Origin of the sequence: Mesorhizobium sp. M0938, assembly GCF_040319125.1 — a bacterium.
Lineage (GTDB): Bacteria > Pseudomonadota > Alphaproteobacteria > Rhizobiales > Rhizobiaceae > Mesorhizobium > Mesorhizobium robiniae.
Genome location: NZ_JAMYNS010000002.1, coordinates 393,980 through 419,104, shown reverse-complemented (window position 1 = coordinate 419,104; position 25,125 = coordinate 393,980). Strand labels below are relative to the sequence as shown.

Below are 25,125 nucleotides of genomic sequence, written 5' to 3'. Positions count from 1 at the left end.
TCGCAGGTGGTATATTTGGTCTATTTTCTCGTTTAAGGGGGTATAATTGAGCGTATTGCGCAGCGACGAATACAATCAGCTCGCTACGCTCATCGCTGCGACGCGGGAGACGAGCGGCGAACTTTTCGGCAAGGCGTTGGTCGCCTGGCTGCGGCAGCATGTCAGCTTCGATCACTGTGTGATCTTCGGCTATCGCGGCGCCTCACGGCCGCCGCTGCTGTTCGAGACGTTCTCGCCGGCCGAAAGCCACGTCTTCGTCGCACTCTATCAGGAAGGGCCTTATCTGCTCGACCCGTTCCATCACGCGGCGGTCGAGCGCAAGGAAGGTTTTTGGCGCATGCGCGAACTGGCGCCGGACCGCTTCTATGCCAGCGAATATTACCGCTCCTACTATAGCCAGACCAAGCTGGCCGAGGAGGTCGGTTTCTTCGTGCCGCTGCCGGGAAAGGACGCGCTGGTGGTCTCGCTGATGCGATTGCATGCTTCAGGACCCTTCGGAACCGCCGATGCCAGGCTGCTGCGCGACATGGCGCCGGCAGTGATCGGCTTCATCAGGTTGCGCTGGCCGGCCCTTCCGGCCGACGAACCGGCAGAGACGAAACAGGACGAGGCGATTGCGCCGGTCAACGAGTTCGAACGTGCTCACATCTGGAAGAGCCTTTCGCTCACGCCGCGCGAAAAACATGTCGTCGACCTGGTTCTTCAGGGCCATTCGACGGAATCCATAGCCCGAGCGATGCGTATCGTACCGGGAACCGTAAAGGTTCATCGCCGCAACATTTACCGCAAGCTCAAGATCAAGTCGCAGGCTGGTCTGTTCGCGCGTTTCGTCGAGATCATGGACGCCCGGATTCGGTAGTCCACGATTTCGAAAATGGCCTCGCTCAGGCAGTTTGGCTGGCAGCGCCTTCCCAGGAGCCGGTTTCAGCCATCTGTCTGAGCAGGGGCGCCGGCTTGAAAACGTCCTTGCCGGTCCGCTCGTGCCAGTGGTCGAGCCGTCCGATGATCTTGTCGACACCTTCGAGGCCGGCCCAGAACATCGGCCCGCCCTTGCCCACGGGAAAACCGTAGCCGTTGACCCAAACGATGTCGATGTCGGAGGCGCGGGCGGCGATTTTCTCCTCGAGGATTTTCGCGCCTTCGTTGACTAGGGGATAGAGCGTACGCTCGATGATCTCGTCAGCACCAATCGTGCGCGGCGCGATCCTCTTTTCGGCAGCCTTGGCACGGATCAGCGCTTCGACATCCGGGTCGGGAACCGGTACGCGTGAACCCTTCTCGTAGAGATAAAAACCCCGGCCGGTCTTTTGGCCGAAATGTCCCTGCTCGCATAGCGCATCGGCGATCGCGGCTGTCTGGCCCCGTGCCTTGCGGTTGCGCCAGCCTATATCGAGGCCGGCAAGATCGCCCATCTGGAACGGCCCCATCGGCCAGCCGAAATCGGTAAACACCTTGTCGATCTGCTGTGGCGTTGCACCTTCCAGCAACAGCGCCTCGGATTCCGCGCCGCGCGCGGCCAGCATGCGGTTGCCGACGAAGCCATGGCAGACGCCGACGACGACCGGGACCTTGCCGATCCGCCGCGCCAGCTCGACAACCGTCGCCAGCGCGTTCGGCGCGGTGTTCTCGGCACGCACGATTTCCAGCAGCTTCATAACGTTTGCCGGCGAAAAGAAGTGCAGGCCAAGCACATCCTGCGGCCGCGAGGTCGAGGCGGCGATTTCGTTGACGTCGAGATAGGAGGTGTTGGTAGCGAGAATCGCGCCCGGTTTGGCCACCGCGTCGAGCCTGCCGAACACCGCCTTCTTGACTGTCATCTCTTCGAACACCGCCTCGACGATCAGGTCGCTATCGGCGAGGTCGTCATAGTCGGTGGAGCCCTTGAACAGGCCGAGCCGCTGACGCTTGGCGTCTTCGCTGAGCGAACCGCGTGCGACGGAGACGGCATAGTTCTTCTCGATCGTCGCCAGCCCGCGTTGCAGCGCCTCCTGCGTCGTTTCCAGCAGGGTCACAGGAAACCCGCCATTGGCGAACGCCATGGCGATGCCGCCGCCCATGGTGCCGGCGCCGATGACGCCGACCCGCGCGATCTTGCGCCTGACGATATCTTTAGCCCCAACCTTCGCCGCCTCGCGCTCGGCGAAGAACAGATGGCGCTGCGCGCGCGACTGGGCGCCTCCGATCAGTTGCAGGAATAGTTCTCGCTCCGCGGCCAGAGCCGCCTCGAACGGCAGCGTGATGGCGTTGCGAACCGACTGCGCGCAGGCGATCGGCGCTTCGAGCCCGCGCGCCTTTTTGCCAAGCTCCGCCGCTTGCCTGTCGAATGCAGGCAATTCCGCCTGATCGAGACGGTCGTTGCGGTCGCGCACCGGCGTGAATGGCCTGCCAGCCATTTCGCTTGCGAAACGAACCGCGTGTGCAGTCAGGCCGTCCTCGAAGACGGCGTCCACCAGCCCGGCGGCGAGTGCCTCGGCCGCACCGATCGGCGTGCCCGAAACGACCATGCTGAGCGCCTTCAGCGCGCCGACGAGACGCGGCAGCCGAACCGTGCCGCCACCGCCGGGCAGCAGGCCGAGCTTGACCTCCGGCAGGCCGAGCTTGGCCCCGGCATCGGCAACGCGAAAATGGCAACCAAGCGCCAGTTCCAGGCCACCGCCGAGCGCTGTGCCGTGGATAGCGGCGACCGTTGGCTTGGCGATGGTTTCCAGCAGGGCAATGATGGCGCGCAGATCCGGCTGCTGCACCGGCTTGCCGAATTCGGTGATGTCGGCGCCGGCGACGAAGGTTCGCCCGGCGCAAGCGATGACGATGGCCACGACACCAGGCTCGTCCCGCAAGGAGACAAGCGCCTGCATCAGCGGCTCGCGAACATGGAAGCTCAGCGCATTGACCGGCGGATTGTCGATGGTCACGACCGCGACGCCGCCATCCCTTGTAACGCTAACGAAATTGGACACGCAAACCTCTTCCAATGATGACGACCGACAACGCCAAACGGGATTTACAGGGTGAATGGCCGGATGGAAACGGATGTTTTCCGGCAGGCTCTCGTCAGCGCCGGCTGACACGGACTGATGCCCTCTTCCTGCATGTGCATGGCGTTCTTGCTATCGGCCTGACCACCTCGGAAGCGCAACGCTAAGCAGAAAACGAACTAAATTCTTCTCCAATTTGAGAAAATTATTCCAATAACCTCCTGAAAATAGCACTCGACAAAGTCTACTGATTTTATAGATTAACCGGCGAGACGGAGGTTCGACATGTCCTATATCCAGAACGCCCAGACTGATCGCAACGGCCAAAGGCTGGCGAATGCCCAGAGCTTTCGTCCGGCTTATGCGGGCGCTTTTGCCTATCTCGTCTTTGCCCTTGCGTTCGTGTTCACCGGGGCAGTCGTTCTAGGCCTTATTCCCTGATTCTCGGGGCGCTGATCCCGTCGGTCAGCGGCTGGCCGTTTCAGACATAGTCGCTTCAGAAATACCGGAGTTGAATGAGCCGAATGCCGGAGCGCTTTCGCGCGCCCGTGATTCAACGTGATACCCATGTTTCCAACGTGATGGAGGAGATGGCAATGCCGATCGAGTTCACGCATGTTCCCGGTAAAACGCATCCCGCCGACGCCAGCTTTTTCTATGATTTCATCGAGACCGCGACAAAGCTGTCGCTGATCGAGGATGCCGGATTCCAGAAGATCGTCGTCGACGATCCGGCAGGGCTGCTGACCAATATGGATCTGGCCGCCCAGGCGCTGGACCGCACCTCGTCGCTGGAGGCGGTTCTCACCCATTGGGCCGGCGTGATCGAACCGACCGTGGCGGCGCGGCAATTGGCGGCTCTCGACGCGAAAAGCGGCGGACGGCTGTCGCTCAGGATGCTCAGCGAGCCGCTGAGCGACGACGATGCCGAGACGCGCCCGGTCGGTCACACCGTCGTCTGGCAGCGCATCGACGAATATCTGGTGCTTTTGAAGCGACTGTGGTCGAACGACCGGCCCTTCGACCATGAGGGCGCCTTCTACAGCATCAAGGCCGGCTATGTGCCGCGCAAGGGACCGCATGGCGCCGACGTGACTATTCGCATGGGCGGTCAATCGGGAACGGCGCTCAAGGTCGCGGGCCGTCATGCCGATGTCTTCGAACTGACGCCGGGCTCGCTCGATGAGATCCGGCAACTGATGGAGCGGGTGCGCATCGCCGCCGCTGAACATGGCCGGGCCGGCAAGCTGCGCTTCGCGCTTCCCGTCCGGTTGGGTGTGCAGGACAATGCCGCCTCTTGCCAGAAGGCGGTCGAGGTTGCCGGCCCGCCGGCGCATGTCGCGCTGTCACTACTCCCCTATGCGGCTTTGGGTATCCAGGAGTTCATGCTGGTCGGCGTCGACCGGCCGCGCGAGATCGCGTTCGCCGCCCGCGAAACGATAGCGCTCCTGCGCAATTCGCTGGCGCGTCGCGAGGCCGATGTGCCGCAGCCTGGGGCGTTTGCGTCGCGCGCGACAGGAGAGGCACGCGCTTCTTCCTGACGCAACGCTATCGCCTCATTTCAAGACCCGCTCGACAATTGCGCCGAAGGTCGGCGGGTCGAACGCCGGCAGGATGAGCGGCTCGACGAAGCCGTCGCGCCGGGCCGTCAGCACATATTGCAACATGGCCTCGTTGTCAGGCATTTCGAAGATTTGGACAAAGTCATAGGCGCCGAGCGTGGCATAAAAAGCGAGGGATTTGCCGCCGAGCGCTGCGACCCGTTCCTCGCTGATCTTGCGGCGATCGGGGCTGCCGGCGAGCTCCGCCAGCCCCTTGTCCGTCAGTCGCATCAGCGAGATGTAAAGCCGGCTGGTCGCAGCCGGTATGCCAGCGGTCTCGTTAGACATCTCAGTGGCCCTTGCCGGAGAGTTGCGACAGGGCTTCGATGACGGCGCTTGAATCCGTCAGTGCGCCGAAGATGCCGTTCTCGACCGTCACCATGTGCAGCGCGGCCTCATGCGCATATCTGTCGCCGCTGGCGCAGGCATCCGAGATGGTCAGGCACTGAAAGTTGCGGTCGCAGGCCTCGCGCAAGGTTGTGTGCACGCAGACGTCGGTCGTGCATCCCGAAAACAAGAGATGGGTGATGCCTTGCGCGCGCAGCACGTGCTCGAAATCGGTATAGGTGAAGGCGCCGTTGCAGGTCTTGTCGACGATGATGTCTTTAGCCGCCAAGTCGATCTCGGGAACGATCTGGAAGCCGGGGCTTGAACGCAAAAGAATGTCGGTGCCTTCAAGGCCGGCCCGTTTGCGGCGCCATTTCTCGTAGGGCGTCATGTCGGCCATGTCGGCGCGGTAGCCCTGCCTTGTGTGGATGATTTTCAGGCCTGCCGCGCGAGCGGCCGCGATCAACCGGTTGACCGTCGGCAGGATGGCCCGCAATGGCGCAGGATCGTAGCCCTGCTTGGCGAAATAGCCTGTCGTCGACAGGAAATCCTCCTGCAGGTCGACGACGATCAGGGCGGTATTCTCAGGCACCAGCCTGCCATCGTAGGGAAAATCGAAAGGTGTCGCCTTGATCATTTTTCTCTCTTCTGCGGCCAGATATGTTCGCCGGCTCAAGACCCGTTGGCTTCGTTGGGCAGGACGCCGATAGCGGACGGGTCAATCCGGCAGTCGATGATCTGTCCGGGAACGGCCGCGACGGCCACGTCCGAGCGCAGCGTTGCCACCATCTGTTCGCCGGTCGCTGTCTTGAGCAGGATGCGTTCAAGCGCGCCGACAAAGGAATTCTCGACGACCGTCGCGCGAAAGCCGATCTCACCGCTCGTTGCCTGGCCGATACGGATGTCCTCGGGGCGCACCCATACGGTCAAGGCGTCGCCCGGCCGCTCGCGGCGCCCCTTGACGGGAGGAGAGCCGAAGCGCGTGCCGAACGCCTCGACCATCGTCTCGTCATCATCGGCGCGGTGGCCGGTCAAGAAATTGTTCTCGCCGAGAAAGCCGGCGACGAAGCGCGTCGACGGTTTTTTGTAGAGGTCACGCGGCGGTCCGATCTCGACGACCCGGCCGTGGTTGAACACCGCAATGCGATCGGACATCGCGATCGCCTCCTCCTGGTCATGAGTGACATAGACGAAGGTCACCCCGGTCTCACGATGCAGCCGCTTCAACTCCTTCTGCATGGATTCGCGCAGCATGCGGTCGAGGGCGGAGAGCGGCTCATCGAGCAAAAGGATGCGCGGCCCGAAAGCCAAGGCGCGGGCAATGGCAACGCGCTGCTGCTGGCCGCCCGACAGTTCGCGCGGCTTGCGCTCGGCCAGATTGTCGAGACCGACCAGCGACAACATCTCGGCCACCCGTGCGGCGATCTTTGCCTTCTCCCATTTTCGGACCCTGAGCGAGAAGGCGATGTTGTTGGCGACGGAGAGATGCGGGAACAGCGCATAGCCCTGGAAGACAAAGCCGAAATTGCGGTCTTCCGGGTCGACATTGGTGATGTCCCTGCCGTCGAGGCTGATCGTCCCTTTGCTCGGCGTGGTGAAGCCGGCCAGTGCCATCAGCAAGGTGGTCTTGCCGGACCCCGAAGGCCCGAGCAAGGTGACGAACTCTCCCGCCTCGACCGAGAGATTGATCCCGGTCAGGGCAGTGACCTTGTCATAGGTCTTTGCCAGATCGTCGACGACCAGCAATGCCATGTCAGTTCGGGGCCATCAGTTCGGGGCCAACCATTCAGATCGGATCCCTGATCAGCGGCGCCGTCGAGCAATGCAGGCCGCCGCCGCCAAGCTCGACCGTCTCGTAATTGCAGGTCAGAACGGTGATCCCGGCGGCGTCGAGCCTGTCGGCCAGGCGCTTCGAGCGGCTGCCATGCATGATCACGCGACCGGGCGCCACGGCCAGGCAGTTGAGCGACATGGCGCTGTCTTCCGGGGGCAGTTCGATCATCTTGATGCCGCGCTTCTCCAGATATTCGATGAACGGGTAGGGCAGTTCGTTGACATTGACGATCGCTGTCTCGACGTCGACCATAATGAAAGCGCCGTCGATGTGAATGCGGTATCCCGGCATCGGCACCTTGATTAGCTCGACACCGAGCCCGGCGAGGATGCTTTCGACCTGCCGCACGCCTTCCGGGTTGCAGGCGATCGAGACCGTGCAGACGGCGGTCTTGGCATCGATGAAGGCGAAGCCGCCGCCTTCGAAGACGGCCGAGCCGTGGATGGTGCCGAGGATCGGGCATCCGGCCTTGGCCAGCGCCCTTGTCACCGGCAGCTCCTCGCCGCGACGCACGCGCCGCGCCAGCCGGGTGACGATGGCGCCGCCGGGAACACCGATGACGCTGTCGCGCGTGTAGATCTGCTTCATCGCGCCGGGGGCGGCCTTGTCGACGAGGATGACATCGACGCCTTCCGAACGCAGCAGGCCGGTGAATTCGTCATGGGCGCGCTGCATGGCGGGTAAATCGGGCATTGTGCGACCCATCCAGTACCAGCCCTTTTCCGGATCGCCGAAACCGCCGACTTCAGGCATCGGCTTGTTCTCGACGACGGAAAGCTCGTCTCCGGGCCGATGCATCAGCACGGCGCGCAGCTTGCCGACATCGTTCGAGCAGCCCCAATGGCGGCCCCATACCGGAATCTGCTCCTCAGCCGTATCGAAGCCCGGTTCCGGAACGGAGCCGAAGATGCTGAAGAACTTGTTCTCCCGGTACTCATTGTCGCTCATCGCGGTGCTCATGGGTATTCCTTTCCTTTCGATCTGTTTCCGAGGTGTTTGGGCTAGAACTTCTGTTGCCGTTGCCTGCGTTCGATCAGCGCGCGTGCAACCAGCGCCAGCACGGTAACGACGAGAAGCACAGTGGCGATCGCAGCCAGCGCCGGATCGACCGCGTCCTGGATGCTCGTCCAGATGCGGCGCGGCAATGTGACGACGGCGCGTCCGGTGATGAACAGTGTCACCGTGATCTCGTCCCAGGATGCCACGAAGGCCAACAACGCACCTGCGGCAACGCCGGGAACGATGTTCGGCAATATCACCTTGCCGAAGACTGTCATCGGCCGGGCGCCAAGGCTTCTGGCGGCCTGCACGAGCTTCTGATCGAGGTTTGAGAGCGACGCGCTGATGGCCAGCACGGTCAGCGGCAGGGCGAGCACGACATGCACCAGGACGACGCCGGTATAGCTGTCGAGCAGCGACAGGCGCGCCCACAGCTTGACCATGCCGACGGCGTAGATGATGGGTGGCACGATCATCGGCGACAGCAGAAGTATGCGCATCAGCGACGGCCACCAGCCGCCGGCGGCCCAGGCGCCAACGGCAAAGGCGACGCCCAGCGCGGTGGCGATTGCGGCGCAAGCCAGCGCAATGCCGGCGCTGGTCAGGATGCTTGGCAGCCAGCCCTTGCTCCAGTCGGTCAGCGCCGCAAAATGCTGCATCGAAATGCCATACTGCGGCAGCGACAGGTAATCGCGATCGGTGAGCGCGACCGGTATCACCACCAGGATAGGCACGAACAGGAAGCCGAGCAGGCACCAGGCCACAAAGCGGGGCAGGCCGACTTCGATGAGGCGCCGCGGTTTCATTGCTGCGGCCTCGCGACGAAGGCGGCGCGCAGCGCCGGGCTGCGCATGGCGGCAAAGACGATGATGCCGACGACCAGCAGCAGCATGGTCGACAGCGATGTCGCGAGATCCCAGCGCGAGGTGCTCGATATCTGCACCGAGATGTATTCGGCGATCATCAGGGTCTTGCCGGCGCCGAGCAGAGCCGGCGTGACCAGGAAGCCGAGCGAGAAGACGAAGACGAACAAGGTCGCGAGCGCGATGCCGGGCAGGCTGAGCGGCAACCAGACGCGCCAGAAGATTGTGGCTGGGCGCGCGCCCAGCGAGCGGGCCGCCTGCATGATGCGACGGTCGATGTCGGACAGATTAGCGTAGAGCAAAAGGATGGCGAACGGCATCATGTAGTGGACCATGCCGATGGTGACGCCCAAGAGATTGTAGACGAGATCGAGCGGGGACGAGATGACGCCCATCTCCATCAGGGCGCTGTTGAGGACGCCGCGACGGCGCAAGATGGTGATCCAGGAAAACGCCCTGACCAGCACCGATATCCAGAACGGCACCAGCACCAGGAACAGCGAGATGCGGCGCCAGCCTGCCGACATGTGGATGATGGCAAAGGCGACGATATAGCTCGCCAGCACGGTCAGCACCGTGGTCATGACAGACACTTTGAGCGTCGTCACGACGACGCGGCCGACCGCCGCGTTAGCGAACAGGCTCTGGTAGTTGGCAAGGCCGAACTTCGGCTCGGTCAAGCTCAACGCCAGAACCTGGAGGATTGGCGCCGCATAGAGGCCGATCGCCACCAGGCTGGCGGGAACGGTCAGCAGCAGAGCTGTTGTCTTGAAATTTCGCATCGGATCAAATCCGCATCGGATCAGAGGCCGCCGCCTCGCCAGCGGCAGCCCTTCCGTGTTGGCTCGTCAATCAGCTCGAGATGAAATCCAGATACTTGTTCTGGAGTTCGGTCTCGTGTTCCGCGTAATAGGCGGGGTTGAGCACGATCTGCGAGGCCGCATTCTCCTTCGTCGTCGGGTTGACGGCGGCGTCCGCCGGCGTCATCAAGGCCAGCGTCTTGGGGTTGGAAGGCCCGTTGCCCATCAGTTGCAGCAATACGAGCTGACCGGCCGGGTCGAGCGTCGAATTGATGAATTCGAACACTTTCTTGCCGGCGGGATTGCCCTTGGGAACCGACCAGGCGCTGGCCGAAAGGACGTTTTGTTCCCAGATCCACTTGAACTTGTCGGGCGTCTCCTTGTTGAGCAGGTTGGCGCGGGTGTGCCAGATGTTGCCCATCACGACTTCGCCCTCGCGGAACAGCTGCTGCGTCTGTGCCCCGCCTTCCCAGAAGATGATGTCGGCAAGCATTGGCTTCAGCTTCTTGAACGCCCGGTCGACATCCAGCGGATAGAGGTCGGCGGGCGCGACGCCGTCAGCCAGGAGGACGAATTCGAGCTGGCCCTGGATCCATTTGCACATGGTGCGCTTGCCCGGGAACTTCGCCGTGTCGAAGAAATCTGCCCAGCCGGTGGGTGCTGTGCCCTTGGTCGCTTCAGCGTCATAGGCGAGCACGTTCGAATAGACATAGTTCGAGACGCCGAACTCGCCGGCGAAATTCTCGGGCACCTGCGATTTGTCGACGATCGTATAATCGATCTTCTCGACCAGATCGCCCTTGCCCAACGTTAGCGAGTCGATCATGCCGCCATCGGTGGCGTCCCAGATGACCTTGCCGGATTCGACCATCGCGCGGATGGTGCCGACAGCGGGGCCGGCCCCGTCAATCACCACCTTCATGCCGCTCTTCTTGGTGAAGGGGTCGCCATAGGCCTTGGCGAAAGCATCCGCCGCGGCGCCGCCCCAGTTGCAGACGACAATTTCCGAGGCGTCGGCCTGGGCGACGCCAGGCTTGAAGGCGGCCGCAAGTCCGAGGCCGCCAAGTGCTATCAGGAAAGAGCGGCGATCGATCTCACCGCGGTTGAACTTTTCGAGCGCGATCTCGGCCGCGTCTTTTGCGAAATGCGAGATTGTCATTTTTCATGCTCCCATTGTTGATGTTGATTGCAGGTCTTCGCGGATTTGATCCGTCTCTGTTGTCTTTCTGGGCCATGATCTTTTCCGAAAACCAGGTCCCACTTTTCGCTAACGCGGACCTTCGGTTCGGGATCATGGCCTATCCCACTCTTGCCGGCGGTCGGTTTTCCCCTGAGGCGTTTCCAGCTGGTTTCCACTTTATTGTGCGCGGCGCGGCCACGGAGTGGCGCACGACAAGCTTCACCGCGACCGGCGCTGCGTCCGGTATTTCGGCGCCGTTGATGTGGTCGATCAGCAGGCCGACCGCGCGGCGGCCGAATTCCTCCGCCGACTGATGTACGGCGGTCAGCGGAGGATCGAGAAGATCGACGTTGCGAATGTCGTCGAAGCCGACCAGCGACAGGTCGGTCGGCACGGTGATGCCGAGCGTGCGGCAGCCCTGCAAAATCCCCAACGCCAGCATGTCGGCGGAGGCGAAGATGGCGGTCGGCGGAGTGTCGAGCGCGGCGAACCGCAGGAATGCATCAAGACCGGACTGCTCGTCATAGTCGCCGAAGAAGACGTAGTCGGGGTCCACCTCCAGGCCCCGGTGCTTGAGACTGTCAGCAAAAGCGCCGAACCGTTCCTTGCTGCTGAGCAGCGCCGGCGGCCCGCCGACAAAGGCGATCGCGGTGTGGCCGTGCTCCAGGAGATGCTCGGTCGCAAGCTGGGCGCCGAGCCGATTGTCGGCAAACAGGCGCGGCGCGATGGCGCCCGGAACGTCCTCGTCGACCAGGACGACATTGCTGCAAGTATTGATCTTTTGGACCAGCGCGCCGTCGTCGGGATGGTTGGTCATCAGGAGGATGCCGTCGACCTGCGCGTCGTCGATGCGCGACAGAAAGCCCAGTTCCTTGGCCGCGATGTTGCGGCTGTTGAACATCACCAGGCTGTAGCCGAGACGGCTCGCTTCCTCTTCCGCCGCGCTCGCGATGGCGGCGAAAAAAGGATAGGAGATGTCGGAGACGATCAGCCCAATGGTTTCGCTGCTGCCTTTGCTCAAACGCCGGGCAATGGCGTTGGGGCGATATTCCAGTTTCGCCACGGCTGCCCTGATGCGCTCGCTGGTTTCCGCCGGCAGCTTGATACGGCCGTTCAGGTGACGCGAGACAGTGGTAACCGACACGCCGGCCGCGTGCGCCACATTCCTGATCGTCGATGCCGTAGGCTTCTTCATAAGGGCGGGCTTCGCCAATGTTTCTTGTCGATCGGGATTTCAGCATAGGAAATCGGGTTTGTAAACCGCTTTACTAAACCGGTTTCGTAAATTACGTTCCCGTTACGGATGGGCAGAGCCGGCGAGCGCGGTCACGGAAATCGGCAGGGAGAAAAGGATGGCTACGACGGGACGCGTTCTGATTGCCGGTGAATCATGGACCGTGCACAGCACCCATCAAAAGGGGTTCGACAGCTTCTCGACGGTTGAATATGCGGAGGGGATCCGCTGGCTGCGCGATGCGCTCGAAACCGGCGGCTGGCAGGTGGATTACCAGCCCGCCCATGTCGCCGCGCGCGATTTCCCGTTCGATGCGAAAGCGCTCTCCCAATATGATTGCGTGATGCTGAGCGATGTGGGCGCCAACACGCTGCTGCTCCATCCCGACACATTCGTTCGCTCGGTCGCTTTGCCCAACAGGCTGCATGCAATCCGCGACTATGTCGCAGCGGGCGGCGGCTTCGTCATGATCGGCGGCTACATGACCTTCCAGGGCATCGAAGCCAAAGGCCAATATTCCGGAACGGCGATCGAGGAGATCCTGCCTGTCAACATCGCCAAGACGGACGATCGCGTCGAGTCCCCGCAAGGGGTGACGCCGCAAATCCTCGAGGCGGCGCATCCGATCGTCGCCGGCCTCGGGTCGGCGTGGCCGCACCTGCTCGGCTTCAACCGCGTCGCGCCGAAAGGCGACGCCACCGTGGTGGCAAAGGTTGGCGATGATCCGCTGATCGTCGCCGGCCAGTACGGCAAGGGCAGAAGCGTCGCCTTCACCTCGGATTGCGCACCGCATTGGGCGCCGGCCGCCTTCGTCGAATGGCAGGGCTATGCGCCGCTGTGGCGGCAATTGGCGGCGTGGGTGTCCGGTAAATAATCTCCGGCGGAGCCGGCTAACAGTGGGACATTTCGGTGGCCGCCAGGGCAAAACACTTGGCGGTGCCAAGGCTCGCACTCATTGCCGGCCTTTCCACATCAGCACCATGAAGTAAGGACCACCGACCAGAGCAGCTAGCAAACCCGCCGGAATCTGCCACGGGAAAATGAGCATCCGGCCGGCCCAGTCGGCCGAAACAAGCATCATGCCGCCAAGGATCGCGGATGCGAAAAGCGGCGGCAAGGCGCGCTGGAAGCCGAGCATGCGGGCCAGGTGCGGCGCCATCAATCCGACGAAGCTGAGCGGCCCGATGACAAGCGTGGCAATTGTCGTCGGCACGGAAATAAGCACCAGCAGGATGATCCGCACGCGAAAGAGGCTAAGCCCGAGCCCGCGCGCGGCGGCTTCTCCAAGCGGCAGGATGTCCAGCCAACGGATGGTGAGGGGCACGATGGCCAGCAGAGCAATTGCCGTCACAGCGGCGATTGTGGCATCGGCGGCGGTGGCCCGGTAGGTGGAGCCGGATAGCCAGCCGATGAGTGTATCGAGCCGAGGATCGCCGCTGGCAAGCATCACCGCCGAAAATGCCGACGCCATCGTCGCCACGGCGACACCGGAAAGCAGCAACCGATCATTCGCGATGGGCTGCCGGCGCCCGGCCTGCGAAATCATCACCAGGCTGGCCAGCGCCCCGACGAGACCGGCGGCGATCATTGCCGGGCGGCTGACATCAGTAGTCGCGACGAAAAGCAGCAGGATGCCTAGCGAGGCGCCGCCAGATACGCCCAGCACCTCGGGCGCCGCCATCGGATTGCCGGTCATCCTTTGCATCAGCGTGCCGACCACGCCCAGCATCATACCGGCGGAAACCGCGACGGCGACGCGAGGCGCTCTGAGCGGCAGGAGGTCGGCAAGTTCGGCGGCCGAGGCCACGTGCCAGCCGGTCGCGCCTCGCCCGACAACAAGCGCGGCGCAGAGAAGAAGCGCCATCACGACGAGCCCGGCCAGCAGATGGGCCCAGCCGCTACGCCTGCGCACGGAAGACAGCATGGCGCCGTCCCGATCGGGGCTGGTGCGCAATTTAGGCAGGAGGAGAAACAGCAGCGGCGCACCAAGAAATGCAGTCGCCACGCCTGCCGGGATTTCGGAGGTGAACGGCATGACCTGCACCAGCCGATCGGTCAGCCACAACAGCGCGGCACCTGTAAGCGGCGCCCAGATCATGCGCTGGCGCAAGGTCCGTGCGCCGGCGAGCCTGACCAGCGCCGGCGCCGCAAGCGCCACGAAGCTGATGACGCCGACGGCTGCGACCACCATACTGCTCAGCGCGACGGCAACAGCCATCCCCGCCAGTCGTGTCACCACGGGTTTCGTCCCGAGGCTTTCCGCGCCCTCGTCGCTCAGGTCGAGAAGCCGCAGCGGCCGGAGCAGAAGGAAGGCGGCAATGCCGGCCACCGCGAGCCATGGCGCGAACCCGAGCACCACGGCGTCGCCGTTCTGGATCAGCGAACCGCTCTGCCAGATGAAAAGCTCCTCGGAATATTCGCGATTGGCTGCCATCAGCAGGGCGCTTGCCGAACTGCATGTGAGGCTGACCACCAGGCCGGAGATGATGATCGCGACCGGCGAGAAACTCCGGCCTTGGGCCAGAGCCAGAACCGCCAGCGTCGACAGGGCGCCGCCGGCGAGCGCCACCCATTCGCGACCTTGCTCCAGCATCCACGGCGCGTAGAGCGTGGCGATCGTCAGGGCGACGGTGGCGCCCGCATTTGTGCCTATGGTGGTCGGCTCGGCGAGCGGATTACGCAGCACCTGCTGGAGCAGCGTGCCGGTCAGGCCGAGCGCCGCGCCGGCCAGCAGACTGATCGCCAGACGCGGCAGAAAGGCATGGCGGTAAAGCAGCTGCCGCGGATCGGCAAGGTCCGTCGCCCCGAGCGATTGCCACCACATGTCGGCGGGCAACAGGCGCAAAAGCTGGGCAGCGGTAAGATATGCGGCGAGCACCGCCGGCACGCCGACGAGGGCGACGAGCATCCAACCGCCTGCCACGAAACGAGCACGACGGTCGGCCGTGGACTGCATGACGGTCATGCCCGGGCCAGCAAATTTGCGAAGCGGGCAGCGGCGGCAAGTCCGCCAAACGGCCATACCGGCGGGATTGTTCTGACGTTGCCGGCTTTGACGCAGGGAAGATTCGCCCAGAGGCTGCTTTGGTCAATCCTGATCTTCACATGCGGGGGGATCGGATCGAGGGAAATCACGCGAGCCTCGCCTATCGCAACCAGGTCTTCGATGCCCAGCATCGAAAACCCCCAGCCATCGGTCGGCGCCGTCCAGGCATTGGTGAGGCTCAACCTGTCGAGCACGTCCTGGAACAGACCGCCCTTGCCGTAAACACGGACGTGACGGTCGTCGAACATGCTGACCACCGCGAGCGGTTGCTTTGCCCGTTCTGAAAATTGCGCCTTGATCTGGGCGATTGCCGCCGCCGTCTCCCGGATAAGCCGTTGCGCCTCAGCCTCGCGGCCGAGTTGCAGGCCAAGTTTCAGCGTTTCAATTTCGGCCTGGCGATAAGGCGCCTCGGTACCGTCGTAGAAGGGTACGGTGTGCACTGGCGCGATCCGCTTGAATGGTGCTTCGTCGAGCCCGAAGCCATAGGCGCCGGTGATCAGGTCGGGCTTGAGTTCCAGGAGCAGTTCGAGATTGGGCTCGCCGCGCGAGCCGAGATCGATGCAGCCGGCGGGAAGATCCGGACCCACGACCCAGTCGCGATAACCTTTGATGTCAGCGACCGCGACCGGGCCGATCCCGAGCGAGATGACCATCTCTGCCGAAGTCCATTCGAGGCAGGCGATCCGCGGCGGCCGCGCGGCACGCGCCGGCAATGCCGCCATTCCACAACAGGCCGCAGCAAACGCCCCGATGCACTCACGCCTGGTGAGCGAGCCGGCAGCGGTCCCGATGTGACGCCGCGATACGGTATTGTTCACCAACGATACTTCATCGAGCCGGTGATCTTGCGGCCCTCTCCATAGAAGCAGCCGGAACTCCGATTGTAACAAGTCGAAACATAGGTCTTGTCGAACAGGTTGCTGGCGTTGAGCTGGAACTTCATATTCTTCCAGTCGTAGTGGAGGGCGGCGTCGACCAGCGTTGCCGCCGGCACCTGGAAAGAATTCTCGTCGTCGCCCTGGCTCGAACCGATATAGCGGACGCCCGCGCCGAAGCCAAAACCCTCCAGTTTGCCACTATGGAAGGTGTAGTCGCCCCAGAGGGACAAGCGGTGGTTAGGCACGCCATAGGGCATGTTGCCGCCGTTGCCTTCGGAATCGTCGAGGATCTCCATGTCGATGTAGGCGTAGGCGAGCTTGATGTCCCAGCCAGAGTCCAGGCTTGCCACGCCTTCCACCTCGATGCCGCGCGAGCGGATCTTGCCAGTCTGGAAACTATCGTTGCCGAAACTGCGCACGACGTTTTCGCGGGTCAGATCGAAGGCGGCGACCGTCACGAAGCTGTTCCAGCCTTCCGGCTGGTACTTCACACCGACTTCATATTGCTCGCCGGTTTCCGGCTTGAAGGCTTTGCCGTCGCTGCCGGTGCCGATTTCCGGATAGAATGACGTCGAATAGCTGAGATAGGGCGCCAGCCCGATATCGGAGAGGTAGACGAGGCCGACCCGGCCGGTGAAGGCGCTGTCCGACTGCTCGATCGTGCTATCCTCAAGCTTGTCCAGAATTTCGCTGTTCGTCCAATCCTGGCGGCCTCCGAAGGTCAGCGCCCAGTTTTCGTATTTGATCTGATCCTGCGCGTACAGACCGACCTGCCACTGCCTGGTGTCGGTGTCCTTATAGGGCGTCAGATCCGTCACTGGCGCACCGTAAACCGGATCGAAGATGTCATCGAGCGGAGCGACCGTTCCTGACCCGCCCCAGTCGCTGTAGTCGGTATACTGGTAGTCGAGGCCCATCAGCAGGGTGTGGGCGAGCGGTCCGGTGTCGAACGTCGCCTGGGTCTGGTTGTCGACCGAGAAGTTGCCGAGCTTCGAGCGCCCGGCATCGGCATAACGATGATAGGTATGGCCATCGGGATCGAGGCCGGGATCCAGATCGGGATTGGGGTTGGCGCCGCCGCCGAACACGCCAAGCTGCTCGTCATTGTCGAGGTAGGAATAGCGGGCGTTCTGGCGCAGCAGCCAAGTTTCGTTGAATCGGTGCTCTAACTCGTAGCCGACCATGGCAAGCGTCGGGTTGAACTCGTTGAATGCCGGCTCGCCGACGAAACGGCTGTTTGGCAGGCGTTTTCCATCGAGGCCCGGGAACACCGTTCCGTCGGCCGGCAGGAACTGGATGCCCCAGCCGGTTCGATCGCGCTGGTAGGTGGCGAGCAGTGTCAGGCTTGTGTCTTCGTCTGGCTGCCATTTGAGCGACGGCGCAAGAAAAATGCGGTCGTCGTTGACGAAGTCGACATCGGTTTCCCCGTCACGGAAAAGCCCGGTCAGCCGGTAACTGAGCACGCCGGCCTCATCGACCTTGCCGCCCATGTCGAACTGGGCTTGATAACGGTCGAAGCTGCCGGCGCTGACTTCGATCTCCTGGAACGTCTCGCCGGTCGGACGCTTGCTGACGTAGTTGATGATGCCGCCCGGGCTATTCTGGCCGTAAAGCACTGAGGCAGGGCCGTGCAGAACTTCGATGCGTTCCGCACCATAGGGATCGAGCGAGAGGAAGGTCGCGAAATCCGATCCCTTGAGGCGCAGGCCGTCCTTGTAGAAGGCTTCGTCCGATATATCGAAACCACGGATCTGCAGGCCGTAACCACGGGTGTCGTTGCCCCACATCTCACCGGCGACACCTGCCGTGTAGCGCATGGCATTGCCGATGCTTTCCACGCCCTGCGCCGCGATCTGATCGGCGGTGATGACCGATATCGACTGCGGCGTCTCGATCAGCGGTGTGTCGGTCTTGGTGGCGGTAGAGCCCTGGGTGGCGACATAGCCGTCGAGCGTTCCAAAGGCGCTTTCGACGCGTTCCTGAACATTGATCGGGTCGAGAGTGGTGGTTTCCTGCGCGACGGCGTGGCTGCCAAGCAGCGCAGGCAGCGACATCGCCGCGATCAGCAGGTTTCGGCGCGCAGGCATTTCATCTCGGATTCTTCCGCGACCAGAACCACTCACCATCTCGGCACGCCTCACTTTTTTGAATTTCGACGCAAATTCGGCGCGTCACAACATTTTGTTGACTCAAAAAGTCATCTTCATTGTTGACTAGTAAAGTCATGTTTCATAGTCAACCGGGCACGGCGCCGAAAACCGGATTGCCGAAAATTGGATTTCGAAATGAGTGCGCAAAGCTGGGGAGAGGCCGATACTGTGGCTGGAATTCATGCCCAGACTGCTTTCAATGTCGAAGCGGTGCGGTTCGCCGTCGGCGAGCGGACGCTGCTCGGCCCTGTCACGCTCGAGCTGCAGCGCTCACGCGTCTACGGGCTGATCGGGCATAACGGCTCGGGCAAGTCGACGCTGATCAAGCTCCTGGCGCGCCAGCAGCCGGCAAGTTCGGGCGGCATCACCTTCGCGCAGCGGCCGCTGGTGCAGTGGGGCGCGCGCGAGCTCGCCCGTGCGCTGGCCTATCTGCCGCAGACGACGCCGGCGGCGACCGGCCTGACCGTGCGCGAGCTGGCGACGCTCGGGCGCTATCCCTGGCATGGTGCGCTCGGCCGCTTCGGACACGAAGACAGGCGCCATGTCGACGAGGCGCTTGTCCTGACCGACATGGCCGACTTCACCGACCGGCTGGTGGACGAATTGTCCGGCGGCGAGCGCCAGCGCGCCTGGCTGGCGATGCTGGTGGCGCAGAATGCCGGCGTCATGCTGCTCGACGAGCCGATCTCGGCCCTCGATATCGCCCATCAGGTCGAGGTGCTGGGGCTGGTCAAGGATCTCAGCCGCAAACGCGACCTGTGCGTCGTCGTGGTGCTGCACGATCCCAACATGGCGGCGCGCTACTGCGACGAATTGATCGCGCTGAAGGACGGAAAGCTGCTGACGCGCGGCACGCCGGACCAGATCATGCAGGGCGACGTGCTCAAAGGAATTTTCGGTGTGGAGATGGGCGTGTTTGCGCACCCCGTGACCGGCCAGCCCATCGGCTATGTGCAATGAGGCCACTGTGAGAATAAGGAAGAAGCCCTTGTCCAGACATGGTTTGTTCGCGGCGTTGATCGCATCCGTCATCCTGTCGGCCGGCGGCACTGCCGCCCAGGAGCAACCGGGCGCTGTCGCCCAGGAGCAACCGGGTGCGGCTCCGGCGATCGAGGCTCCCGCCCCCGCGCCTGGAGAGGCTGCGCCGGGCGCGGTCGTGCCGCCGGCGACGCAGCCCACCGAGACGGGTCCTTCCACGGCGACGTCTCTGACCCTGCCGCATGATCTGTCGCCATGGGGTATGTTCATGGCGGCCGACATCGTCGTGAAAGCGGTGATGATCGGGCTGGCATTCGCGTCCTTTGTCACCTGGACGATATGGCTGGCCAAATCGCTGGAGATCCTTGGCGGCAAGCTGCGCGCCCGCCGCGCGGCACAAGCGATCGGCAATGCCGCGACGCTGAACCAGGCCGGCCGCGCGCTTGGCCACGATGGCGGACCTGGCGCCCTGCTGGTGCGGGCAGCCGAGGAAGAGACCGCGCTTTCGGCCGGCTCGCTCGACCAAGTGTCCGGCGACGGGCTGAAGGAACGGGTCACCTCGCGCCTGTCGCGCATCGAGGCGGCGGCGGCGCGGCGCATGTCGCGCGGCACCGGCGTCCTGGCGACGATCGGCTCGACCGCGCCCTTTGTCGGCCTTTTCGGCACGGTCTGGGGCATCATGAACGCCTTCATCGGCATCTCGCAGGCGCAGACCACCAATCTCGCCGTCGTCGCGCCGGGCATTGCGGAAGCCCTGCTGGCCACCGCGATGGGGCTTGTCGCGGCGATCCCGGCGGTGGTCATCTACAACGTCTTTGCACGATCGATAGCCGGCTACAGGCAGATCCTCGCCGACGCGTCGGCAGGGGTCGAACGGCTGGTCAGCCGGGATCTGGATTTCCGCACGGTCGCGCCGGCAAAGTCGATGGCCGCGGAATGAACACGGAGCGACGCCATGGCGGCTAGAATTCGAGAGAACATCGACGGCGATCTCGAGGAGAACCACGAGATCAACGTCACGCCGTTCATCGACGTGATCCTGGTCCTGCTGATCATCTTCATGGTCGCGGCACCGCTGGCGACGGTGGATGTCAATGTCGACCTGCCGGGCTCGACCGCAACGCCTGCTCCCCGGCCGGAGACGCCGCTGTTCCTGACCCTGAAAGACGATCTCAGCCTGGCGGTCGGCAACGATGCCGTGCCGCGCGAAGCCTTCGCCGCCACGCTCGTCGGCAGGACAAAGGGCGACAGGCAGACGCGCATCTTCCTGCGTGCCGACAAGGCGGTCGGCTATGGCGATCTGATGGAGGTGATGAACCTTTTGCGGGGCGCCGGCTATCTGAAGATCGCGCTGGTCGGCCTCGAGACGATGCCCGGCGATGCCGCGGCGCCGCAAAACGGAACGGGTCAATAATGTCGCCGGCGGCCGCCCTGCCTATGGCCGATCAGCGCCGTTTCGGCGTACGCGAGATGGCGTGGTGGGCGGGCGCGGCTGCGCTGGTTCTGGTGACGCATGCCGCGATCGGCTATGCGATGCAGAGCTGGCGCCCGGCAGCGCCCGATGGCGGGCCGCCGCAGGCGCAGGTGATCGAGCTGTCACCGATGGTGTTCACGCCGGCCGTGCCGGCCCCGATGCCGGAGGAGTTGACGCCTGATCAGCCGGATCCGGCCGAGGAACCCGAGATAGCCGAAACGGAGCCTCCACCCGAACCGCCCGTCGAGCAGGCAGAGCCGGTCGAAGAGCCGTCGGAAGCCGCTCCGGCCGACGCAGTCGAGCCCACCCCGCCGACCGTGGCGGAACGGGTCGACCAGCCGCCGCTTGAGGAGGTCGTGCCGGATGTTGCCGAGGCCGTCACGCCGGAAGTGGTCATCCCGCTGCCGCAGCCGAAGCCGGTCGACAAACCCGTCGAGGCCAAGCCAAAGAAGCAGGCAAAGGCCAAGGTGAAGGAGCCGGCTGAGGTCAAGGCGAAGAAGCCGGTCAGAGAGGCCAGACAGCGTCCGAAAAAGGAGAAAGCTGCACCGGCTGTGAAATCCGCAGCCAGAGCGGCCGCAACGAAACCGGCCAAAGTAGCGGCTTCGAGACGCGGCGACTCGTCCAAGTGGGACTCGCGCCTGAGTGCATGGATCAGGCGGCACACGGACTATCCGAGGGCGGCGAAAGCCCGGCGCGCGGAAGGTAGTCCGCAAGTCGCCTTTACGGTTGACGGATCCGGCCGCGTTCTATCCGCCAGGCTGGCTCGTTCCTCCGGCGATGCCGACCTCGATCGTGCGGCGCTCAACGCGCTGCAAGGTGCCAAAGTGCCGGCGCCACCGGCAGAACTCGGCTCGCGGATAAGTCGCACGGCGCCTTTCGTGTTCAACCTGCGCAACTAGGCAGCACGACCGAGGACCAGGTTCTTCCGGCTCCAGGTTGTCCTTGCCGGATGCGGATCATTGCAGCCCGCCTGCAGCAACGATCTCGATACCAATAGTCATCCGGTTGTCATATGCCGGCCATATACATCCATAGTTCCGGATTCTAGGATGTATGGATAAGAACACCGCTCTTCTCGCATTGGCAGCGCTTGGCCAGGACACCAGGCTCGAAGTGTTTCGCCTGCTGGTCCGGTCGGGCGCAGATGGTGTTCCCGCCGGCGAGATCGCCTCGCGCCTCGGTACGGTGCAGAACACCATGTCGGCGCATCTGAAGGTTCTTGACCATGCCGGTCTGGTCCGCGCCGAGCGCGACGGCCGGACAATCCGCTACGTCGCCGACATGACCGGCTTTCGCGATCTGCTTGCCTATCTCATGGAGGATTGCTGCAACGGCGCGCCGGAGCTCTGTCAGCCGGTCATTCAGGCGGTGACTTGCAACTGTTAGAAGGGAGGACTACGCCATGAGTGAGCCATACAATGTTCTTTTCCTGTGCACCGGCAATTCGGCACGGTCGATCCTCGCCGAGGCGATCCTGAACCGTGTCGGCGCCGGCAAGTTCAGGGCCTATTCGGCTGGATCGCACCCGAAGGGAGAGGTCCATCCCTACGCGCTCCAGCTTTTGAAAACCCTCAACCACGACACGTCCTTCGCCCGTTCGAAGGACTGGCAGGAATTCGCCGTTGCCGGCGCGCCCGAGATGAATTTCGTCTTCACGGTGTGCGACAACGCGGCCAATGAATCCTGCCCGGTCTGGCCGGGGCAGCCGATGACGGCGCATTGGGGCGTGCCCGACCCGGCCGCCGTGGGAGGCACGGACGCCGAAAAGCACCTGGCCTTTGCCGAAGCCTACCGCATGCTTAACAATCGGATCTCGATCTTTGTCAGCCTGCCGATGAACTCGTTGGACAAGCTGGCGCTTCAGAAGCGGCTCGATGAGATTGGCAGCGAGCTGCCCAAGGCCGGTTGAGTCAGAAACAGAAAAGACGCACGATGACCGATCACACTCTCGAGACCGACGAAAGCCCATCGGCCGGCATAGGCTCTTTTGAAAAATACCTGACCCTTTGGGTAGCACTCTGCATCGTCGCGGGCATCGCACTCGGCCATCTACTGCCAGGGTTCTTCCACGCAGTCGGGGCGGCCGAGGTCGCCAAGGTCAACATCCCCGTCGCTGTTTTGATCTGGCTGATGATCATCCCGATGCTGCTGAAGATCGACTTTGCCGCTCTGGGTGAAGTGGGCCGCCACTGGCGCGGTATCGGCGTGACGCTGTTCATCAACTGGGCCGTCAAACCGTTCTCGATGGCCCTGCTCGGCTGGCTGTTCATCGGCTGGCTGTTCCGTCCCTATTTGCCCCTGGAGCAGATCGATTCCTATATCGCCGGACTGATCATCCTGGCGGCAGCTCCATGCACGGCTATGGTGTTCGTATGGTCGAACCTGACTAAGGGCGAACCGCATTTCACCCTGTCCCAGGTCGCGCTCAACGATGCGATCATGGTTGTCGCCTTCGCGCCGATCGTGGGCCTTCTGCTTGGCCTGTCGGCCATCACAGTGCCTTGGGATACGCTCGTCCTGTCGGTGGTGCTCTACATCGTCATTCCGGTCATCATCGCGCAACTCCTGCGCCGCTGGCTGCTTGCATCCGGAGGAGAAGGCGCGCTGAACGGCCTGCTTCAGACGTTGCAGCCGCTGTCGCTTGTCGCGCTGCTAGCAACATTGGTCCTGCTGTTCGGCTTCCAGGGGGAGCAGATCATTGCGCAGCCAATGATCATCGCGCTGCTCGCAGTGCCGATCCTGATCCAGGTCTACTTCAACTCCGGCCTTGCCTACCTGCTCAATCGCATCTCCGGCGAACAGCATTGCGTGGCCGGACCCTCCGCACTCATCGGCGCATCGAACTTCTTCGAGCTGGCGGTCGCGGCAGCGATCAGCCTGTTCGGATTCAGTTCGGGAGCTGCGCTTGCGACCGTCGTCGGTGTGCTGGTCGAGGTGCCCGTCATGCTGTCGGTCGTTTGGATAGTGAACCGCAGCAAGGGCTGGTACGAACGTGGTTCGGCAGTCGCCGCAACGAAGGAAGCGGAAAGGACCGCGAAATGAGCATCACCATCTATCACAACCCCGACTGCGGCACCTCGCGCAACACGCTCGCCATCATCAGGCAGTCCGGCGAAGAGCCTGAGGTGATCGAGTATCTGAAAAATCCGCCGTCGCGCGAACGGCTGGTCGAGCTGATCGCGGCGCTGGGGATGACACCGCGCGAATTGCTGCGCGAGAAGGGTACGCCGTACGCCGAGCTCAATCTCGACGATCCCAAATGGACGGACGACGAGATCATCGATTTCATGCTGGCGCATCCGATCCTGATCAACCGGCCGATCGTGGTGACGCCGCTTGGCACCATGCTTGCTCGGCCGTCCGAAGCTGTTCTCGATATCCTGCCCAACCAGGATATCGGGCCGTTTACCAAGGAAGACGGCGAGGTCGTCGTCGACGCCGAGGGTAAGTGTGTCGTCTAGATATTTCGAGCTTTTTCGAAATTTGCTTTGACACCATGACGAGCTGTATTTATCTATTTCGATTAAACTCGAAATATAAAGAAGCCTTAGATCATGACAGTAGCCGAACACGCAGAGTCCCTTCCGAACATCCAGATGGAGCAGTTCCCGGCGATCGATGAATCGGCGCTGTTCAATGTGCCTGTCGCGGCTCATAAACCTCGGATTCTGATGCTCTACGGCTCCCTGCGGGAGCGCTCTTATTCCCGGCTGGCCACTGAGGAAGCTGCACGTATCCTGACCTGGCTCGGTGCCGAAGTCCGTATCTTTAATCCCGCTGGTCTGCCGTTGCCGGATTCGGTACCTGCCGATCATCCTAAGGTGAAGGAGTTGCGTGAGCTGTCTCTGTGGTCCGAAGGTCAAGTCTGGTGTTCGCCCGAACGCCACGGTTCGATGACCGGTGTCATGAAGGCGCAGATTGATTGGCTGCCATTATCGCTGGGCGGGATGCGGCCCACTCAGGGCCGCACGCTTGCCGTCATGCAGGTTTCCGGCGGTTCGCAGAGTTTCAACGCGGTCAACCAGCTTCGCATCCTTGGCCGCTGGATGCGGATGGTCACCATCCCCAATCAGTCGTCGGTGGCCAAGGCTTCCAACGAGTTCGACGAGGCCGGCCGCATGAAGCCGTCACCCTACTACAACCGGATCGTCGACGTGATGGAGGAGCTGATGAAGTTCACGCTGCTCTTGCGCGATCGATCCGACTATCTCGCGGACCGCTATTCCGAGCGCGTCGAAAGCGCCGAACAGGTCGCCAAGCGGGTCAATCAGCGGTCGATCTGAGGGGTTATTGCCGCTCGTCGGCGTCGGGCTGGATGCGCCGCTCATCCCGATCGGTCCCACACGCGGCTGCTGTGGATACCGGTATACGAGTAATTCGAGAATTTTCGAAATACTAATTGACGCGATCTGGTTTCGGCGCTACCTTACTTCCATGAAACTCGAACAAGCAGCAAAACAACTCGAGGCGCTCGGCAATCCGACGCGACTTAATCTCTATCGCACACTGGTGAGGGCAGGCGAAACCGGGCGACCGGTCGGTTATCTGCAGGAAACGCTCGGCATCGCTGCGTCGACCCTGTCGCATCATCTCCACCGGCTTATCCTGACCGGCCTGGTCACCCAGGAGCGCCAGGCAACGACCTTGATCTGCCGTGCCAATTACCCCGTCATGAACGATCTCCTCGGCTTTCTTGCCGACGAATGTTGTGCCGATGCCGCATGCGGCCCGGCTGTCGGCGAGGCGGCTGCGTAACTCTTTTTTGGCCAATATTTCTATAATCCTA

Annotated in this window: 27 protein-coding genes; 15 read left to right on the top strand and 12 right to left on the bottom strand. The window is 62.8% G+C overall.

Annotated features, from left to right (window positions below):
- Positions 1-46 precede the first annotated feature (46 nt).
- Positions 47-859, top strand: coding sequence for a response regulator transcription factor (locus tag NKH73_RS04705; RefSeq protein ID WP_352928563.1), 813 nt, complete (start codon positions 47-49; stop codon positions 857-859).
- Positions 860-884: 25 nt separating this feature from the next.
- On the opposite strand, the gene NKH73_RS04700 is transcribed toward NKH73_RS04705, so the two are convergent.
- Positions 885-2,957 carry a 3-hydroxyacyl-CoA dehydrogenase NAD-binding domain-containing protein gene (locus NKH73_RS04700; protein ID WP_352928561.1) on the bottom strand — a complete coding sequence of 691 codons (2,073 nt, stop codon included), beginning with the start codon at positions 2,955-2,957 and terminating at the stop codon, positions 885-887.
- A gap of 14 nt (positions 2,958-2,971) precedes the next feature.
- Here NKH73_RS04700 and NKH73_RS04695 point away from each other — a divergent pair, with 14 nt between their 5' ends.
- The 3 genes from NKH73_RS04695 to NKH73_RS04685 all read left to right on the top strand — a co-directional run bounded on the left by NKH73_RS04695 (position 2,972) and on the right by NKH73_RS04685 (position 4,516).
- Positions 2,972-3,142 carry a hypothetical protein gene (locus NKH73_RS04695; protein WP_352928559.1) on the top strand — a complete coding sequence of 57 codons (171 nt, stop codon included), beginning with the start codon at positions 2,972-2,974 and terminating at the stop codon, positions 3,140-3,142.
- 118 nt (positions 3,143-3,260) lie between these two features.
- A complete protein-coding gene (locus NKH73_RS04690; RefSeq protein WP_352928557.1) occupies positions 3,261-3,416 on the top strand; it encodes a hypothetical protein in 156 nt (51 codons plus the stop codon).
- 155 nt (positions 3,417-3,571) lie between these two features.
- Positions 3,572-4,516 carry an LLM class flavin-dependent oxidoreductase gene (locus tag NKH73_RS04685; RefSeq protein ID WP_352928555.1) on the top strand — a complete coding sequence of 315 codons (945 nt, stop codon included), beginning with the start codon at positions 3,572-3,574 and terminating at the stop codon, positions 4,514-4,516.
- Positions 4,517-4,531: 15 nt separating this feature from the next.
- Here NKH73_RS04685 and NKH73_RS04680 read toward each other — a convergent pair whose 3' ends face one another.
- The 8 genes from NKH73_RS04680 to NKH73_RS04645 form a co-directional block, all read right to left on the bottom strand.
- Positions 4,532-4,864 (bottom strand): GYD domain-containing protein, encoded by a 333-nt coding sequence (locus NKH73_RS04680; protein WP_352928553.1) that lies wholly within the window; start codon positions 4,862-4,864, stop codon positions 4,532-4,534.
- A 1-nt stretch (position 4,865) separates the two neighbouring features.
- Positions 4,866-5,540, bottom strand: coding sequence for a cysteine hydrolase family protein (locus tag NKH73_RS04675; RefSeq protein WP_352928551.1), 675 nt, complete (start codon positions 5,538-5,540; stop codon positions 4,866-4,868).
- A 35-nt stretch (positions 5,541-5,575) separates the two neighbouring features.
- Positions 5,576-6,655 (bottom strand): ABC transporter ATP-binding protein, encoded by a 1,080-nt coding sequence (locus NKH73_RS04670; RefSeq protein WP_352928549.1) that lies wholly within the window; start codon positions 6,653-6,655, stop codon positions 5,576-5,578.
- A gap of 34 nt (positions 6,656-6,689) precedes the next feature.
- Positions 6,690-7,697 carry a dimethylarginine dimethylaminohydrolase family protein gene (locus NKH73_RS04665; RefSeq protein ID WP_352928547.1) on the bottom strand — a complete coding sequence of 336 codons (1,008 nt, stop codon included), beginning with the start codon at positions 7,695-7,697 and terminating at the stop codon, positions 6,690-6,692.
- 41 nt (positions 7,698-7,738) lie between these two features.
- The gene (locus NKH73_RS04660; protein ID WP_352928545.1) at positions 7,739-8,542 is read right to left on the bottom strand and encodes an ABC transporter permease; all 804 of its coding nucleotides are present in this window, start codon (positions 8,540-8,542) and stop codon (positions 7,739-7,741) included.
- On the bottom strand, positions 8,539-9,381 hold the full coding sequence (locus tag NKH73_RS04655) for an ABC transporter permease (RefSeq protein WP_352928543.1): 843 nt from the start codon (positions 9,379-9,381) through the stop codon (positions 8,539-8,541). The genes NKH73_RS04660 and NKH73_RS04655 overlap by 4 nt, the downstream gene beginning before the upstream one ends.
- A gap of 70 nt (positions 9,382-9,451) precedes the next feature.
- Positions 9,452-10,558 carry an ABC transporter substrate-binding protein gene (locus NKH73_RS04650; RefSeq protein WP_352928541.1) on the bottom strand — a complete coding sequence of 369 codons (1,107 nt, stop codon included), beginning with the start codon at positions 10,556-10,558 and terminating at the stop codon, positions 9,452-9,454.
- Between the two features lie 139 nt (positions 10,559-10,697).
- Positions 10,698-11,774: a LacI family DNA-binding transcriptional regulator gene (locus NKH73_RS04645; protein WP_352928539.1), complete on the bottom strand. Its 1,077-nt coding sequence runs from the start codon at positions 11,772-11,774 to the stop codon at positions 10,698-10,700.
- Positions 11,775-11,931: 157 nt separating this feature from the next.
- Between NKH73_RS04645 and NKH73_RS04640 the strand changes: the two genes are divergently transcribed.
- Positions 11,932-12,687 (top strand): glutamine amidotransferase, encoded by a 756-nt coding sequence (locus tag NKH73_RS04640; RefSeq protein WP_352928537.1) that lies wholly within the window; start codon positions 11,932-11,934, stop codon positions 12,685-12,687.
- 78 nt (positions 12,688-12,765) lie between these two features.
- On the opposite strand, the gene fhuB is transcribed toward NKH73_RS04640, so the two are convergent.
- The 3 genes from fhuB to NKH73_RS04625 are packed head-to-tail and all read right to left on the bottom strand — an operon-like array spanning position 12,766 to position 17,824.
- Complete coding sequence (fhuB, locus tag NKH73_RS04635; protein WP_352928536.1) at positions 12,766-14,721, bottom strand: Fe(3+)-hydroxamate ABC transporter permease FhuB; 1,956 nt, start codon at positions 14,719-14,721, stop codon at positions 12,766-12,768.
- Positions 14,722-14,774: 53 nt separating this feature from the next.
- Positions 14,775-15,677 (bottom strand): ABC transporter substrate-binding protein, encoded by a 903-nt coding sequence (locus NKH73_RS04630; protein WP_352928534.1) that lies wholly within the window; start codon positions 15,675-15,677, stop codon positions 14,775-14,777.
- Entirely contained in the window at positions 15,674-17,824 is a 2,151-nt protein-coding gene (locus tag NKH73_RS04625) for a TonB-dependent siderophore receptor (protein WP_352928532.1), read from the bottom strand. The genes NKH73_RS04630 and NKH73_RS04625 overlap by 4 nt, the downstream gene beginning before the upstream one ends.
- Before the next feature lie 198 nt (positions 17,825-18,022).
- Between NKH73_RS04625 and NKH73_RS04620 the strand changes: the two genes are divergently transcribed.
- From NKH73_RS04620 to NKH73_RS04575, 10 genes are all read left to right on the top strand, one after another.
- Positions 18,023-18,847, top strand: a complete 825-nt coding sequence (locus NKH73_RS04620) for an ATP-binding cassette domain-containing protein (RefSeq protein WP_352928530.1) — start codon at positions 18,023-18,025, stop codon at positions 18,845-18,847.
- 28 nt (positions 18,848-18,875) lie between these two features.
- Positions 18,876-19,805, top strand: a complete 930-nt coding sequence (gene exbB, locus NKH73_RS04615; protein ID WP_352928529.1) for a tonB-system energizer ExbB — start codon at positions 18,876-18,878, stop codon at positions 19,803-19,805.
- A gap of 15 nt (positions 19,806-19,820) precedes the next feature.
- The gene (gene exbD, locus NKH73_RS04610; RefSeq protein WP_352928527.1) at positions 19,821-20,279 is read left to right on the top strand and encodes a TonB system transport protein ExbD; all 459 of its coding nucleotides are present in this window, start codon (positions 19,821-19,823) and stop codon (positions 20,277-20,279) included.
- Complete coding sequence (locus tag NKH73_RS04605) at positions 20,279-21,238, top strand: energy transducer TonB (protein ID WP_352928525.1); 960 nt, start codon at positions 20,279-20,281, stop codon at positions 21,236-21,238. The genes exbD and NKH73_RS04605 overlap by 1 nt, the downstream gene beginning before the upstream one ends.
- 154 nt (positions 21,239-21,392) lie before the next feature.
- Positions 21,393-21,725, top strand: coding sequence for an ArsR/SmtB family transcription factor (locus NKH73_RS04600; protein ID WP_352928523.1), 333 nt, complete (start codon positions 21,393-21,395; stop codon positions 21,723-21,725).
- A gap of 16 nt (positions 21,726-21,741) precedes the next feature.
- Entirely contained in the window at positions 21,742-22,248 is a 507-nt protein-coding gene (locus NKH73_RS04595; protein ID WP_352928521.1) for an arsenate reductase ArsC, read from the top strand.
- A gap of 68 nt (positions 22,249-22,316) precedes the next feature.
- Positions 22,317-23,381 (top strand): ACR3 family arsenite efflux transporter, encoded by a 1,065-nt coding sequence (gene arsB / locus NKH73_RS04590; RefSeq protein WP_352928781.1) that lies wholly within the window; start codon positions 22,317-22,319, stop codon positions 23,379-23,381.
- Positions 23,378-23,800 (top strand): arsenate reductase (glutaredoxin), encoded by a 423-nt coding sequence (gene arsC, locus NKH73_RS04585; RefSeq protein ID WP_352928520.1) that lies wholly within the window; start codon positions 23,378-23,380, stop codon positions 23,798-23,800. The genes arsB and arsC overlap by 4 nt, the downstream gene beginning before the upstream one ends.
- A 93-nt stretch (positions 23,801-23,893) precedes the next feature.
- Entirely contained in the window at positions 23,894-24,622 is a 729-nt protein-coding gene (arsH, locus tag NKH73_RS04580; RefSeq protein WP_352928518.1) for an arsenical resistance protein ArsH, read from the top strand.
- 151 nt (positions 24,623-24,773) lie between these two features.
- Positions 24,774-25,094 carry an ArsR/SmtB family transcription factor gene (locus tag NKH73_RS04575; RefSeq protein ID WP_095485005.1) on the top strand — a complete coding sequence of 107 codons (321 nt, stop codon included), beginning with the start codon at positions 24,774-24,776 and terminating at the stop codon, positions 25,092-25,094.
- Positions 25,095-25,125: the final 31 nt, after the last annotated feature.